This is a genomic window from Desertibaculum subflavum (assembly GCA_003576705.1).
GTDB classification, from domain to species: domain Bacteria; phylum Pseudomonadota; class Alphaproteobacteria; order Ferrovibrionales; family Ferrovibrionaceae; genus Desertibaculum; species Desertibaculum subflavum.
Map to the genome: position 1 here is coordinate 57,933 of QOZS01000005.1, position 13,483 is coordinate 71,415.

Below are 13,483 nucleotides of genomic sequence, written 5' to 3' on the forward strand. Positions count from 1 at the left end.
ATGGACCGTCGGGAGGACGATCGCCAGCGGCTGCTCAACCGGCGCACCATGCTGCTGGGCGGCCTGCAGGCTGGCGCCTTCGGGCTTCTGGCCGGCCGCATGTACTGGCTGCAGGTGGTGCAGTCCGAGCAATACGCGACGCTGGCCGAGGACAATCGGATCAACCTGCGCCTGCTGTCGCCGCCGCGCGGGCGCGTTCTCGACCGCTTCGGCGTGGAGCTCGCCGGCAACCGGCAGAATTACCGCGTGCTGGTGGTGCCGGAGCAGACGCGCAATCTGGGTGCCACGCTGGACCGCCTGGCCCAGATCATTGCGATCGACGACGGCACCCGCGCCCGCATCCGGCGCGATGTCGAGCGACAGCGCAGGTTCCTGCCGGTCCTGGTCGCCGAGAACCTAACCTGGGACGAGTTCGCGGCCGTCAACCTGCAGAGCCCGGACCTGCCGGGCATCCAGCTCGATGTCGGCGAGATCCGCGACTATCCGTTCGGCGACATGTTCGCGCATGTCGTCGGTTATGTCGGCGCCGTATCGGAAAAGGACCTGACCGGCGACCCCATGCTGGCGCTGCCGGGCTTCCGCGTCGGCCGCAACGGCGTCGAGCGCATCCACGACCTGGCGCTTCGCGGCAAGGCCGGCTCGAGCCAGGTCGAGATCAACGCCTTCGGGCGCATCGTGCGCGAGCTGAACCGCAAGGAAGGCCAGCCCGGCGCCGATGTCGTGCTGACCATCGACGCGGCGCTGCAGAAATATGCGACCGAGCGGGTCGGCACCGAAAGCGCCTCCGTCGTGGTGATGGACGTGCATTCCGGCGACGTGCTGAGCCTGGTCTCCGGCCCGGGCTTCGATCCGAACGTGTTCAATGTCGGAATCACGCCGTCGCATTGGCGCCGGCTCAATAACGACAAGCACAAGCCGCTGATCAACAAGCCGGTCTCGGGCACCTATCCGCCCGGCTCCACCTTCAAGATGATCGTGGCGATGGCGGGCATCGAGGCCGGCGTCGTGACGCCCGATTTCCACGTCTATTGCCCGGGCCACATGCAGTTCGGCAACAACACCTTCCACTGCTGGAAGAAAGGCGGCCATGGCGGCATGAACTGCCTGTCCGCGCTGGAGCAGAGCTGCGACGTGTTCTTCTACGAAGTGTCGCGCCGCATCGGCATCGACCGCATCGCCGACATGTCGCACCGCTTCGGACTGGGCAAGCCGACCGGCATCGATCTGCCGAACGAGAAGGCAGGCATCGTGCCGAGCCGCGCCTGGAAGAAGGCGGCGCGGGGCGAGCCCTGGTACGACGGCGAAACCCTCTCGGTCGGCATCGGCCAGGGCTATGTCAACGCCACGCCGCTGCAGCTCGCCGTCATGACGGCCCGCATGGCCAATGGCGGCTATGCCGTGGTGCCGCGGGTTGTGCGGCCGAACGGCGAGACCGATTCCGGCGGCGACCTGCGCACCGCGGCGCAGCGCGGCTTCGCCTCGATCGGCGTCTCGGCCAAGGCGTTGGCGCAGGCGGTCGAGGGCATGCGGCTGGTCACCAGCGGCGGCCGCGGCACCGCGCGTGCCGTGCAGATCAAGGAGCCGGGTTGGCAGATCGCGGGCAAGACCGGCACCTCGCAAGTACGCCGCATCACCAAGCAGGAGCGCCTGACCGGCCTCCGCAAGGAAGAGGACATTCCCTGGGAGCACCGCGACCACGCGCTGTTCGTCTGCTTCGCGCCGGTCGAGAAGCCCCGCTATGCCTGCTGCGTCGTGGTGGAGCATGGCGGCGGCGGCTCCAAGGTGGCCGCGCCGATCGCCAGCGACGTGCTGCGCGAATGCCAGCGCCTGGACCCGGCCGGTCGACCCGGCCGCGACCAGGTGGTCGACCGCCGCCCGGGAGGCGCCTGATATGCTGCGCGTGGCACTCGGCAGCCGGGTCGATCTGTCCTTCATCCGCAAGCTGGGCGAGATGAATTTCGGCCTGCTGCTGCTGCTCTGCATGATCGCCGGCATCGGCTGCGCGGTGCTCTATTCCGCCGCCGGCGGCAGCTTCGATCCCTGGGCCGACCGCCATGCGCTGCGCTTCCTGGTCGGGCTCGGCCTCGCCACCGCGGTCGCCATGATCGATCTGCGGACCTGGTTGCGCTGGGCCTACCCGATCTATGCGCTCGGATTCGCGCTGCTGGTCCTGGTGCCGATCCTCGGCGTGGTCGGCATGGGCGCGCGGCGCTGGATCGATCTCGGGCCGATCACCATCCAGCCCTCCGAGATCATGAAGATCGGTTTGATATTGGCGCTGGCCCGGTTCTTCCACGGCCGGGCGCTGGACGAGATCTGGAAGATCCGCTGGCTGATGATACCAATCGCCATGATCGTGCTGCCGGTCGGCCTCGTCATGAAGCAGCCCGATCTCGGCACCGCCATGCTGCTGATGGCAGGCGGCGGCATCGTCTTCCTGCTTTCCGGCGTCAAGCTGTGGAAGTTCGCCGTCGCGATTGTCGGCGCCGCCGCGGTGGTCCCGGTCGCCTGGGGGCTGATGCACGACTACCAGCGCCAGCGCGTGCTGACCTTCCTCGATCCCGACGCGGACCCGCTGGGCGCCGGTTATCACATCCTGCAATCGAAGATCGCCCTCGGCTCCGGCGGCATTCTGGGCAAGGGCTTCCTGCAGGGGACGCAGAGCCATCTGAACTTCCTGCCGGAGAAGCAGACCGACTTCGCCTTCACCAGCTGGGCGGAGGAGACCGGCCTGCTCGGCGCGCTGGTGCTGCTCGGCCTGTTCCTGCTGCTGTTCGCCTATGGGCACGCAATCTCGCTGCGCTCGCGGAGCCAGTTCGGCCGTATCCTGGCCGGCGGCATCAACGGGCTGATCTTCCTCTATGTCTTCATCAACACTGCCATGGTCACCGGCCTCGTCCCCGTGGTCGGCGTGCCGATGCCGCTGATCTCCTACGGCGGCACCGCAATGCTGACCCTGATGTTCGGCATCGGCCTGATGATGAGCGTGTGGATCCATCGCGACGTGACCATCCCGCGACACGCGGGCGGCCTCGGCGGGTAGCACGCGCCTTCCCCGGATCGGGCCGGTCCCAGGCCCGGCGCGCACTTGACACCCTCCGGCTTCTCCACAATGGTTGAACCATTGATAAAGGGGAGGGATGGATGGGCGCCGAACCGGCCTGCGCGACGGGAGAGTTCCTCGCAGTCCAGCTCGCCCGCGATCTCGGCGATGGCGAGCGCGCCATCATCGGCACCAATTCCGACATCCAGCTCGCCGCCTGCAACCTGGCGCGCCGGCTGCACGCGCCGAATCTCTGGTGGGTCTCCGGTCCCGGCGGCATGGCCAATCCGGATCGCGGCCGCCTGCTCTCCACTGCCGACCCGGAGAACATCGAGACGGCGGAGGCCTGGATCGACCTGCCGGACATGATCGATTTCATCGACTGGCAGGTGCATTTCTTCGACTTTGCCATCCTGTCGGCGCTGCAGGTCGACCGCTTCGGCAACATCAACACCGTGGTGGTCGGCGATCATGCGAGGCCCAAGCTGCGCGGCCCCGGGACGGTCGGCATCTCGGCGCTGACCGCGCTGTCCAAGCGGTTCTATGTCGTGCTGACGCGGCACGACCGGGGCGCGCTGGTGCCGAAGGTCGATTTCGTCTGCGGCCCGGGTTTTCTCGACGGCGGCGACAGCCGCGAGCAGGCCGGCCTGCCGCCGGGCGGGCCGAAGCTCATCGTGACGCCGCTCGGCGTGTTCGATTTCGCGCCCGGCAGCCGGGCGATGCGCCTCCGCTCGCTCAATCCCGGCGTCACCTTGGAGCAGGCGCGCGACCAGACCGGATTCGATCTCGTGGTCGAAGGAGCGCCGCCGCCGACGACGCCGCCCACCGCGATCGAGCTCGCGACCTTGCGCGATCGTGTCGATGCCGGCGGCGTGCTGCGCCGCAAGTTTCCATGAGAAAAGCGCGGGGGAGACGCATGCCCTACCATTTCACCGAGACCCATCTGGCGCTGCGCGAGCAGATCCGCCGCATGGTGGAGAAGGAGATCCGCCCGATTGCGGCGGAGATCGACGCGACCGACCGCTGCCCGATGGAGCTGGTGCCGATCTTCGGCGATATGGGCCTGCTGCAGCTCTGGGTGCCGGAGGAATATGGCGGGCCGGGCGGCGACCTCACCTCGGTCTGCATCGCCCGTGAGGAGATCTCGCGTGTTTCCGAGGCCTGCGCGCTGCTGGCCGGGCAGAACTCGATCGCGCTGATCCTGCCGCTGCTGCATTTCGGCACCGAAGAGCAGAAGCGGCGCTGGCTGCCGCTCGCCGCCAAGGGCAGGACCTTGACGGCGGTGGCGATCACCGAGCCCGAGAGCGGTTCCGACGTCGCCTCCATGCGCACGCGCGCCAAGCGCGACGGCGGCAGCTACGTGATCAACGGGCAGAAGTGCTACATTACCTGGGGCAATATCGCTCATTGGGTGCTGGTCTTCGCGCGCACCAGCGATGCCAAGGGCTTCCAGGGGATCAGCTGTTTCCTGGTCGACACGAAGACGCCCGGTTTCCGCATCGGCAAGAACGAGAGGAAGATGGGCCTGAACGGCGTGCCCAATGTCGAGCTGTTCTTCGAGGACATGCGCGTGCCGGCGGAGAATCTGATCGGCGAGGAGGGCAGGGGCTTCATCGCCTGCATGCGTATCCTCGACATGAACCGGCCGACGGTCGGCGCCGCCTCGGTCGGCTTGGCCCAGGGCGCGCTCGACGCGGCGATCGACTACGCCAAGAGCCGCAAGCAATTCGGCCGCGCGATCGCCGAGTTCCAGGGCCTGCAATGGATGCTGGCCGACATGGCGATGCAAGTCGAGGCGGCGCGGGCACTGGTCTACGAATGCTGCAACCGGGTCGACCAGGGGGATTTCGCCCGCCTTGCCGAGCTGTCGTCGATGGCGAAATGCTTCGCCAGCGACATGGCGATGAAGGTGACGACCGACGCGGTGCAGATTTTCGGCGGCGCCGGTTACATGAAGGACTATCCGGTGGAGCGCATGATGCGCGACGCCAAGATCAACCAGATCTTCGAGGGCACCAATCAGATCCAGCGCATCGTCATCGCGCGGCACTTGCTCGGGGCATGACCATGGCGCGCACTTCCAAGCTTGTCTCGCTCGAGGATGCCGTCGCCGATGTGAAGGATGGCGCTGCGGTCGGTCTCGGCGGTTGGATCTTTCATTCCCAGCCGATGGCGCTGGTGCGAGCGCTGGTCCGGCAAGGGGCCAAGGACCTCGATCTCGTGCCCTCGCCCGGCTCCATCGCGCCCGACCTGCTGATCGGCGCCGGACGGGCGCGCAGCACGGTCTGTGTCTTCATCAGCTTCGAGCAGCATGGCCTCGCGCCGCATTTCCGCCGCGCCGCGGAACGGGGCAGCATCCAGGTGCATGAAATGGACGGGCCGGGCTATGCCGGGGGCCTGCGCGCCGCCATCTGCGACCTGCCCTGGATGCCGATCCCGGATCTTGCCACCGACCTGCCGAAGGTGAATCCGGCACATTACCGGCCGCTGCCGACGGCGCCGGGCGAGCGGCGCCTGCTCGCGGTGCAGCCGATCCGGCCGGATGTCTGCTTGCTGCATGCGCAGCAGGCCGACGAGTTCGGCAACGTGCAGTTCCTCGGTGCGCCGTTCTTCGATGTGATGCTGGCCCAGGCCTCGCGCCGCGTCGTCGTCTCGGTCGACCGCATCGTCTCGCCCGAGACCATCCGCCGTTCGAACCATCTGACCAAGCTGCCCTATGCGCTGGTGGACGCCGTGGTGGAGGCGCCGTTCGGCGCGCACCCGACCGCCAGCGCCGCCATCTACCGCGCCGACGAGGCGCATCTCAGGGAATACGTGGAGGCCAGCGCCAAGCCGGAGGGTTTCGGCGCCTACCTGGAACGTTATGTCTCCGGTGCCGGGGAAAACTCCGCCTATCTCGACCGGATCGGCGGCGGCCGGCTGTCCGAGCTCGCGGTGTCGGAGAGCAACGTCGCGTGAGCGCCGCCGCGGACTTCCGCCCGATCAGGACGGCGCGCGCCTTCGAGGAGATCGCGGGCCAGATCCGCGGCGAGCTTGCGCTCGGGCGCCTGCGCCCGGGCGACCGCCTGCCGTCGGAGCGGGCGCTGTCGGAACAGCTCGGCGTGTCGCGCAACACGCTGCGCGAGGCTTTGCGCTCACTGGAGAATGCCGGCCTGCTGAAGCTGAAGAAGGGGGCCGCCGGCGGCGCCTTCGTGGCGGAGGAAACCGGCAGCGCTGTGATCGCCGGCCTGCGCGACATGTACCATCTCGGCGCCATCGGGCCGGATCACCTGACCGAGGCACGGGTCTGGATCGAGAGCATCGCCGTGCGCGCGGCCTGCGAACGGGCGACGCCGGCGGACCTCGCCGCGATGCGTGCCAACATCGCCGCCGCCCGCGACGCCGGTGCGGATTTCTTCACGCGGGCGGAAATCCACCTCGAATTTCATCGCCTGATCGCCCGCGCGACGCGCAATCCCATCATGGCGATCATGATGGACGCGATTACCGACATCATGCAGCACTTCATCCGCGCCATCGGCCCGCACGAGAACCGCTATGTGCTGCCGTCGCGACAGCGCTTCATGCGGCATATGGAGGCGCGGGATGCGGGTGCGGCGGTGGCGGAGATGGAAAGCCATCTCCGCCGGCTGCATCGGTACTATCTGTCGAAGACGGCCCGCTAGATCGCCTCGGCGATGGCCTGGCCGAGCTCGCGCGTGCCGGCCTGGCCGCCCATATCGCGGGTCAGCACGCGGCCTTCCTTGACCACGCGCTCGATCGCCGCCTCGACGGCGCGCGCGGCTTCCGGATGGCCGAGATGCTCCAGCATCATGGCGCCGGACCAGATCTGTCCGATCGGGTTGGCGATGTAGCGACCGGCGATGTCGGGCGCCGAGCCGTGCACCGGCTCGAACATCGAGGGCAGCTTGCGCTCCGGGTTGAGGTTGGCGGAGGGCGCGATGCCGATCGAGCCGGCGACGGCCGGCCCGAGGTCAGACAGGATGTCGCCGAACAGGTTGGAGCCGACCACGACGTCGAACCAGTCCGGATGCGCGACGAAATGCGCGCACAGGATGTCGATGTGGAACTGCGCCGTCTTCACGTCCGGATACTCGGCGGCGATCGCTTTGAAGCGCTCGTCCCAGTACGGCATCGTGTGGATGATGCCGTTCGACTTTGTGGCCGAGGTGACGTGCTTGCGCTTGCGCTTGCGGGCGAGCTCGAAGGCGTGGCGGATGATCCGGTCGACGCCGCGGCGGGTGAACACCGTCTGCTGCATCGCCATCTCGGCATCGGTGCCGCCATAGAGCCGGCCGCCGATCTCGGAATACTCGCCCTCGCAATTCTCGCGGATGATGATCATGTCGATATCGGCCGGCCCACGGTCGCGCAGCGGCGAGGTCATGCCGGGCAGCAGGCGGACGGGGCGCTTGTTGACGTATTGCTCGAACTGCCGGCGCATCGGGATCAGCAGGCCCCAGAGCGAGACATGATCCGCCACGTCGGGATGGCCCACGGCGCCGAGGAACACGGCATCCATGTCGGCGATCTGCTGGAGCCCGTCCTCCGGCATCATGCGGCCGGTCTTGCGGTAGCGCTCGCAGGACCAGTCGAGCTCCTTGAACTCGAACTTGATGCCGAATTTCCGCCCTGCGGCTTCCAGCGCCTTGATGCCTTCCGGCACCACTTCGTGACCGATGCCGTCGCCGGCGATGACCGCAATCCGATGTGCCATGAGCTCCTCCCGTCTATGCGACGAGATTAGCCCAAGCTCAGCTCCATGTGGATGATCCCGGGGATCGGGCTCTGGTTGTAGGGTGGAATGGTGCGGAAGCCGAGCGCGCGGTAGAGCGTGATCGCCGAATCCATCTTGCCCGGCACGGTGTCGAGCCGCATGCGGGTGTAGCCGGCGCGCTTCGCGGCGGCGATCAGGGCTTCGCAGAGCTTGCGGCCGACGCCGGCGCCGCGGGCTTCCTGGGTCAGGTACAGCCGCTTCATTTCGCCGGTCTGCTCGTCGAGCTGGCGCATCGCAACGCAGCCGATCGCATTTCCATCCTTGAGAGCCAGGAGCAGGGCGCCTTTCGGTGGCGCGTAGATGCCGGGGAGCGAGTCGAGCTCGGCAGCGAAATCTTCGAAATCTAGGCTGAAGCCGAGACTGTCGGCATAGGCCCGGAACAAATCCCGGGTGGCGGCGAGCTGGTCCGGCGACGTCGCCGGCTGGATGGCAATCGGATCAGATTTCGACATGGCCCTCCATATAGAAGGCGCATTTTCCCTTCAGGTCCACCCTGTCGCCGTTCATCCGGCAAAGAATCTCGCCGCCGCGGCGCGAGGCCTGGAAGGCGCGGATCTCGCGCTTGCCGGTGCGGGCCGACCAGTAGGGCGCGATGGCGCAATGCGCCGAGCCGGTCACCGGATCCTCGTCGATGCCGGCTTTGGGTGCGAAATAGCGGCTGACGCAGTCATAGCCCTGGTCGCCGGGACCGGTGACGACGACGCCCATGCGGTCGAGCTCGGCGAGCGCGCGATAGTCCGGCGTCAAGCCGCGCACATCCGCCGCCGTATCGAACACGGCGAGATAGTTGTGGCCGTCCAACACCTGGGCCGGCGCCCGGCCGAGCGCGGCGGTCAGGGCAGGGGGCGTCGCGACCGGCGCGAATGATCGCACCGGGAAGTCCATCGTGAGCCAGTCGCCGTCCCGCGTGACGGTGAGCCGGCCGCTCCTGGTGTCGAAATCGACGCGATCGCTGCCCGGTTTCAGACGGTTGAACACCACCCAGGCACTGGCCAGGGTCGCATGGCCGCAGAGCGGCACCTCGACTTCCGGCGTGAACCAGCGGAGCTTCCACGCTTCCCCGTCGGCGACCAGAAAGGCGGTCTCGGCGAGATTGTTTTCGGCCGCGATGGCGCGCATCGTCTCGTCGTCCGGGAAATCCGGCAGCGGCATGACCGCTGCCGGATTGCCGCGAAAGCGCTCCGCCGTGAAGGCGTCGATCTGGAAGATCGGCGCGCGCATCACGGGTACCAGAACGGCTTGCGCCATTCCCGCTCGGTATCCGCGCGGGAGAGGCCGACATCGCGCAGCATGCGGTCGTCGAGGCGGGCGAGGTGATTGCGCTCACGCGCACGCGCCTGCCAGCCCACCACGAGCACGGCCAGGGATTTCAGATCCTCCCACAGCCGCACGCCCAGCATGGCGGCCCGGTCCATGGCCGGAAGCCGCGCGATTGTATCGATCCTTTCCCACATTGTTGACTCCTATGGCGGAGCAAATGCTCCGATTGGCAGAAATGCCTTGACGATTGAATGGTGTCAATCTAGGAATTGTCACCATGACAATTTGGCTGCCTGACCTGTCTAGCCGTATCGGACCGGTCTACCGCGCGCTGGCCGACGCCATCGTCGATGCGATCGAAACCGGCGCGCTGCCGACCGGCGTACGCCTGCCGCCACAGCGCGAGCTGGCCTGGAAACTGGGGGTGACGGTGGGGACCGTCAGCCGCGGCTATATGGAGGCGGAGCGGCTCGGCTATCTCTCCGGCGAAGTGGGGCGCGGCACCTATGCGCGCCGGCCCAACACGGCGCCGCTCGCCGGCACGCGCCAGCCCGGCGATCCGATCGACCTGTCGCACAACGCGCTGGCCACGGCAGAGACCCGCCAGGCGCTGGTCGGGCGGCTGTCCGGCGTCACCGCGCGCGATATCGACTGCCTGGTCGGCTATCCGCCGATCGGCGGCCATGCGGCGCACCGGGCGACGATCGCGGGCTGGCTCTCCCAGGTCGGCCTGTCGGCCCGGCCGGATGATGTGATCATCACCGCCGGCGCGCAGCAGGCGCTCGGCATCGCGCTGACCCTGTTCGGCCGCAACGACCGGCCGGTGCTGATGGAGCGGCTGACCTACAGCGTCTGGATCGACATGGCGCGGCTCAGCGACCGGGCCATCGAGCCGGTCGAGATGGATGCCGAAGGCATGGTGCCCGAGGCGCTGGAGGCGGCCGCGCGGCGCAGCGGCGCCCGCATGGTCATGCTGCAGCCGACCCTGCAGAACCCGACCAACGCGACCATGAGCCTGGCCCGCCGGCAGGCGATCGCCGAGGCGGCCCGGCGCGAGGATCTGATCCTGATCGAGGATGACGTCTATGGCACCTTGCCCGCGCATCGCCCCGTCGCCCTCGCCACCATGGCACCGGAGCGCACGATCTATATCGGCAGCGCGTCGAAATGCTTCGTCCCCGGCCTCAGGATCGGCTGGATCGTGGCGCCGGCGCAGATGGTGCCGCGGCTCGCCGGGGCGGTGCATGCGCGCTCGCTCGGGCCATCGGGGCTGAACGCCGAGATCGTCGCCCGCTGGATCGCCGACGGCACCGCCGACCGGCTGGTGCAGGCGCAGCGCCGCGAGCTGGAGGCGCGGCAGCAGCTGGCCGCGGAGGCGCTTGCGGGGCTCGACATGCGCGGCGATCCGGGCAGCATGCATGTTCTGCTGAGCCCGCCGGAGCCTTGGACCGCTGCCGCCTTCGCCGCCGCGGCGGAATCGCGCGGCATCATCGTCGTGCCGGCCAGCCGGTTCGCGGTGCTGCCGGAATTCGCGCCCGAATCGGTTCGCATCTCGCTCGCCGGTGCGGCGGATCGCGTGGCCCTGCGCGCCGCCTTGGCGGCGCTGGCCGATCTCTGCCGCCAGACCCCGCCGAATCGGCGCGCGATCGTCTAGCCGCCGATTGTCAATCCATATTTTCGACCTGGCCGAAACGGCATATATTGACGTGCGTCACAGCGCTGTCGCCGACCCCGGCTATAGCGTCGCGTCATGACGATACGAGAGGCGGTCATGACCAAGCATTCGATGCCGGCCGTGATGGCGCTGGGGTTGCTCCTCGGTGCGATGGTGGCACTGGTCATCCTGGGCGTCGCCCCGACCTTGCAGGCCAAGCGTGCGATGATCGATGCCGCCGGTCCCTATGCCCTGGCCGCCGCGGGCATTGCCCTGCTCGCCTATGTCGCAGCGCCGCGGGCCTTTACCCGCCGCTGGTAGGGCTAAAAACCGCCAACAGATCGAGATCGCCGGCGGCGATGGCCACCGCGATCGACACCGTCACCACGCCGATCGCGGTCGAAGCGAGCACCACGGTGGATGCCCGCCGCGGCCGCCGGCCGTAGACGGTCGCCAGCACGAAGACATTGGCGGCCGAGGGCAGGCTTGCCTCCACCACTGCAAGGCAGGTGAGGAAAGGGTCGAGCTGCAGGCCGAGCGCGAACAGGCCGGCGAGCGCTGGATGCATTACCAGCTTGAGGAAGACGAGGGTGCCGACCTCTGCCTTGTCGCCGCTGACCGGCTGGCCGACCAGGGTGGCGCCGAGGGCGAATAGCGCACAGGGCGCCGCCGCGTTGGCGAGCAGGCCGAGCAGGCTGGCGACCGGCAGCGGCAGCGGCAGAGCGAGCAGCCACCAGGCGAGCCCCAGCAGCGCCGCGATCAGGAGGGGATTGCGCGCGAGCCCACGCACTACGCGCGTCAAGGTCGCGAACAGCGTGGTCGGCTTGCCGGTATCGGCTTCGAGCAGCAGGGTGGTCAGCGTGAACAGCAGCAGCGTGTCGGTGATCAGGATCATGATCGCCGGGGCGAGCGCCGCGTCGCCCCAGATCTGGATCACCAGCGGCAGGCCCATATAGCCGACATTGGGATAGGCGGCGGCCATGCCCTGGATGCCGCATTCGCCGAGCCGGGCGCCGAAGAAGACGCGCCCTGCCAGCGCGGCCAGCAGGTAGCAGGCGAGCCCGGCGCCGGAATAGGCGAGCAGCAGCCGGAAGTCGAAACTGCCGACCGTCGGCGTGGTCGCGAGCTTGTAGAACAGGAGCGCCGGCAGGGCGAACCAGAACACGAAGGCGTTGAGCCCGACCACGGCGGGCTCCGGCAGCAGGTTGGTCCGCCGTGCCGCGAAGCCGCAGAACACCAGGCCGAAAAACGGCAGCGAAATCGACAGAATGGCCTGCATGCGGGGGAAGCGTGGCAAGGTAACGGGCGCGCAAGCTAGCATGACGCTTACGCGCGGCGAGGCTTACGCCACTTGCGGCCGGATCGTATTTTGTTATGGTCAGCAACAATTGGGTTGCCGCGTTCCAAGAGCGCTGGTCGAGGCAGGCAACCTTGTTCAGGGGAGACACTCGAATGGAACTCGCGACTTCGCGTCCGCGGCGTCGGGCGGTGCTTGCGGGCGGTGTTGCCGCCCTGGTAGCCGGGGCGGCGCCGTTCAATATCGGTCGGGCTCAGGGAAGCAAGCTTAAGGTCGGCGTGCTGCTGCCGAAATCCGGCCTGCAGGCGCAGATCGGCATCGATTGCCAGCGCGCCGCCGATCTCGCGCCCGCGCTGCTCAAGTCCAAGGGCTTCGGCGACATGGAACTGGTGCTCGGCGACACCGAGACCAATCCCCAGATCGCCCGCGCCCAGGCGGAGAAGCTGATCGACCAGGGCATCCACGTGCTGACCGGCTGTTTCGATTCCGGCCAGACCCTGGCGGCTGCCCAGGTCTGCGAGCAGAAGGGCATTCCCTTCGTCGTCAACATCGCCGCCGTGCCGTCGCTGACCGAGCAGGGCTTCAAGACGGTGTTCCGCAACTTCCCGACCGGCCCGATGATCGCGACCGACGCCTTCCTGCTGCAGAAGGAGATGTACGCGGCCACCGGCAAGGCGCCGAAGACCGTGGTGCTGATGCATGTCAACGATACCTTCGGCACCTCGCAGGCGGACGCCATTACCAAGCTGATCGACAAGTTCGACATGCCCTACAAGATCGTCGAGCGGATCTCCTACGACCCGGCGGCGCGCGACCTCTCGGCCGAGGTGCGCAAGGGCAAGGGCACCAATGCCGAGGCGGTGTGGTTCATCAGCCGGCTCAACGACGCCATCCTGATGACGCGCGAGATGATCAAGCAGCGCTGGGAGCCGATGGGCATCATCTCCTCCGGCCCCGGCTGGTACGAGGGCCAGTACATGCAGGCGCTTGGCAAGCACGGCGACGACGTGGTCAGCCTGGTGCCCTGGTACGACCCGAACAAGCCGATGAGCAAGGCGCTGGTGGCGGCGATGCAGAAGGCGCATGCCGGACTGACGGTCAACACCAACCACGCCCATACCTTCGAGGCGATGCTGATCATCGCCGATGCCTACAAGCGTGCCGGCGCGACCGACGCGGCGAAGTTGATCGCCGCGCTGGAGAAGACCGACATCAAGGACAACGTGACGGTCGGCCCTGGCGTCAAGTTCGACGAGAAGCACCAGAACCCGAAGACGCGCTGCTCCGCCGTGCAGAATCGCGGCGGCAAGAATCTCGCGATCTTCCCGGCCGAGGCGGCCGAGACCAAGCCGGTATGGCCGATGACGCCCTGGAGCAAGCGCGCCTGATATATGTTGTCGACCGCGGGCCGGGTCCGGTCCGCGGTCGGCGGTGCCGTGAATAGGTCGGGGG

Annotated in this window: 14 protein-coding genes; 9 read left to right on the top strand and 5 right to left on the bottom strand. The window is 67.9% G+C overall.

Annotation, left to right across the window (positions count from 1 at the left end; translation table 11 throughout):
* The 6 genes from mrdA to DT074_RS04060 all read left to right on the top strand — a co-directional run bounded on the left by mrdA (position 1) and on the right by DT074_RS04060 (position 6,708).
* Positions 1-1,890 (top strand): penicillin-binding protein 2, encoded by a 1,890-nt coding sequence (gene mrdA / locus DT074_RS04035; protein WP_119418530.1) that lies wholly within the window; start codon positions 1-3, stop codon positions 1,888-1,890.
* A gap of 1 nt (position 1,891) precedes the next feature.
* Positions 1,892-3,043: a rod shape-determining protein RodA gene (rodA, locus tag DT074_RS04040; RefSeq protein WP_119418531.1), complete on the top strand. Its 1,152-nt coding sequence runs from the start codon at positions 1,892-1,894 to the stop codon at positions 3,041-3,043.
* 101 nt (positions 3,044-3,144) lie between these two features.
* On the top strand, positions 3,145-3,939 hold the full coding sequence (locus tag DT074_RS04045; protein ID WP_119418532.1) for a CoA-transferase subunit beta: 795 nt from the start codon (positions 3,145-3,147) through the stop codon (positions 3,937-3,939).
* A 20-nt stretch (positions 3,940-3,959) separates the two neighbouring features.
* Positions 3,960-5,108: an acyl-CoA dehydrogenase family protein gene (locus tag DT074_RS04050; protein WP_119418533.1), complete on the top strand. Its 1,149-nt coding sequence runs from the start codon at positions 3,960-3,962 to the stop codon at positions 5,106-5,108.
* Between the two features lie 2 nt (positions 5,109-5,110).
* Positions 5,111-6,001: a CoA transferase subunit A gene (locus DT074_RS04055; protein ID WP_119418605.1), complete on the top strand. Its 891-nt coding sequence runs from the start codon at positions 5,111-5,113 to the stop codon at positions 5,999-6,001.
* Positions 5,998-6,708: a FadR/GntR family transcriptional regulator gene (locus tag DT074_RS04060; protein WP_119418534.1), complete on the top strand. Its 711-nt coding sequence runs from the start codon at positions 5,998-6,000 to the stop codon at positions 6,706-6,708. The genes DT074_RS04055 and DT074_RS04060 overlap by 4 nt, the downstream gene beginning before the upstream one ends.
* Here the strand turns inward: DT074_RS04060 and DT074_RS04065 are convergent.
* From DT074_RS04065 to DT074_RS04080, 4 genes are read right to left on the bottom strand one after another with little or no spacing between them, the layout of a single operon-like run.
* The gene (locus tag DT074_RS04065) at positions 6,705-7,760 is read right to left on the bottom strand and encodes a tartrate dehydrogenase (protein WP_119418535.1); all 1,056 of its coding nucleotides are present in this window, start codon (positions 7,758-7,760) and stop codon (positions 6,705-6,707) included. The genes DT074_RS04060 and DT074_RS04065 overlap by 4 nt on opposite strands.
* A gap of 26 nt (positions 7,761-7,786) precedes the next feature.
* Positions 7,787-8,272 carry a GNAT family N-acetyltransferase gene (locus DT074_RS04070; protein WP_119418536.1) on the bottom strand — a complete coding sequence of 162 codons (486 nt, stop codon included), beginning with the start codon at positions 8,270-8,272 and terminating at the stop codon, positions 7,787-7,789.
* Positions 8,259-9,041 (bottom strand): PhzF family phenazine biosynthesis protein, encoded by a 783-nt coding sequence (locus tag DT074_RS04075; RefSeq protein ID WP_119418537.1) that lies wholly within the window; start codon positions 9,039-9,041, stop codon positions 8,259-8,261. Before DT074_RS04075 ends, DT074_RS04070 begins: the two co-directional genes overlap by 14 nt.
* Complete coding sequence (locus DT074_RS04080) at positions 9,041-9,274, bottom strand: DUF1127 domain-containing protein (RefSeq protein WP_368744413.1); 234 nt, start codon at positions 9,272-9,274, stop codon at positions 9,041-9,043. The genes DT074_RS04075 and DT074_RS04080 overlap by 1 nt, the downstream gene beginning before the upstream one ends.
* Before the next feature lie 83 nt (positions 9,275-9,357).
* Here DT074_RS04080 and DT074_RS04085 point away from each other — a divergent pair, with 83 nt between their 5' ends.
* Positions 9,358-10,734, top strand: a complete 1,377-nt coding sequence (locus DT074_RS04085; RefSeq protein ID WP_119418538.1) for an aminotransferase-like domain-containing protein — start codon at positions 9,358-9,360, stop codon at positions 10,732-10,734.
* Positions 10,735-10,851: 117 nt separating this feature from the next.
* Positions 10,852-11,055 carry a hypothetical protein gene (locus tag DT074_RS04090; RefSeq protein ID WP_119418539.1) on the top strand — a complete coding sequence of 68 codons (204 nt, stop codon included), beginning with the start codon at positions 10,852-10,854 and terminating at the stop codon, positions 11,053-11,055.
* Here the strand turns inward: DT074_RS04090 and DT074_RS04095 are convergent.
* Positions 11,039-12,013 (bottom strand): AEC family transporter, encoded by a 975-nt coding sequence (locus DT074_RS04095; protein ID WP_162914603.1) that lies wholly within the window; start codon positions 12,011-12,013, stop codon positions 11,039-11,041. The two genes, DT074_RS04090 and DT074_RS04095, sit on opposite strands and share 17 nt — an antisense overlap.
* Positions 12,014-12,186: 173 nt before the next feature.
* On the opposite strand from DT074_RS04095, the gene DT074_RS04100 reads away from it, so the two are divergent.
* Positions 12,187-13,419, top strand: coding sequence for an ABC transporter substrate-binding protein (locus tag DT074_RS04100; protein WP_119418541.1), 1,233 nt, complete (start codon positions 12,187-12,189; stop codon positions 13,417-13,419).
* The last annotated feature ends 64 nt before the right edge of the window (positions 13,420-13,483 follow it).

Excerpts from the sequence above, each read along its gene's own strand:
- mrdA (WP_119418530.1), top strand. The coding sequence starts at position 1 with ATGGACCGTCGGGAGGACGATCGCCAGCGGCTGCTCAACCGGCGCACC.
- rodA (WP_119418531.1), top strand. The coding sequence starts at position 1,892 with ATGCTGCGCGTGGCACTCGGCAGCCGGGTCGATCTGTCCTTCATCCGC.
- DT074_RS04045 (WP_119418532.1), top strand. The coding sequence starts at position 3,145 with ATGGGCGCCGAACCGGCCTGCGCGACGGGAGAGTTCCTCGCAGTCCAG.
- DT074_RS04050 (WP_119418533.1), top strand. The coding sequence starts at position 3,960 with ATGCCCTACCATTTCACCGAGACCCATCTGGCGCTGCGCGAGCAGATC.
- DT074_RS04055 (WP_119418605.1), top strand. The coding sequence starts at position 5,111 with ATGGCGCGCACTTCCAAGCTTGTCTCGCTCGAGGATGCCGTCGCCGAT.
- DT074_RS04065 (WP_119418535.1), bottom strand. The coding sequence starts at position 7,760 with ATGGCACATCGGATTGCGGTCATCGCCGGCGACGGCATCGGTCACGAA.
- DT074_RS04070 (WP_119418536.1), bottom strand. The coding sequence starts at position 8,272 with ATGTCGAAATCTGATCCGATTGCCATCCAGCCGGCGACGTCGCCGGAC.
- DT074_RS04075 (WP_119418537.1), bottom strand. The coding sequence starts at position 9,041 with ATGCGCGCGCCGATCTTCCAGATCGACGCCTTCACGGCGGAGCGCTTT.
- DT074_RS04080 (WP_368744413.1), bottom strand. The coding sequence starts at position 9,274 with ATGTGGGAAAGGATCGATACAATCGCGCGGCTTCCGGCCATGGACCGG.
- DT074_RS04085 (WP_119418538.1), top strand. The coding sequence starts at position 9,358 with ATGACAATTTGGCTGCCTGACCTGTCTAGCCGTATCGGACCGGTCTAC.
- DT074_RS04090 (WP_119418539.1), top strand. The coding sequence starts at position 10,852 with ATGACCAAGCATTCGATGCCGGCCGTGATGGCGCTGGGGTTGCTCCTC.
- DT074_RS04095 (WP_162914603.1), bottom strand. The coding sequence starts at position 12,013 with ATGCAGGCCATTCTGTCGATTTCGCTGCCGTTTTTCGGCCTGGTGTTC.
- DT074_RS04100 (WP_119418541.1), top strand. The coding sequence starts at position 12,187 with ATGGAACTCGCGACTTCGCGTCCGCGGCGTCGGGCGGTGCTTGCGGGC.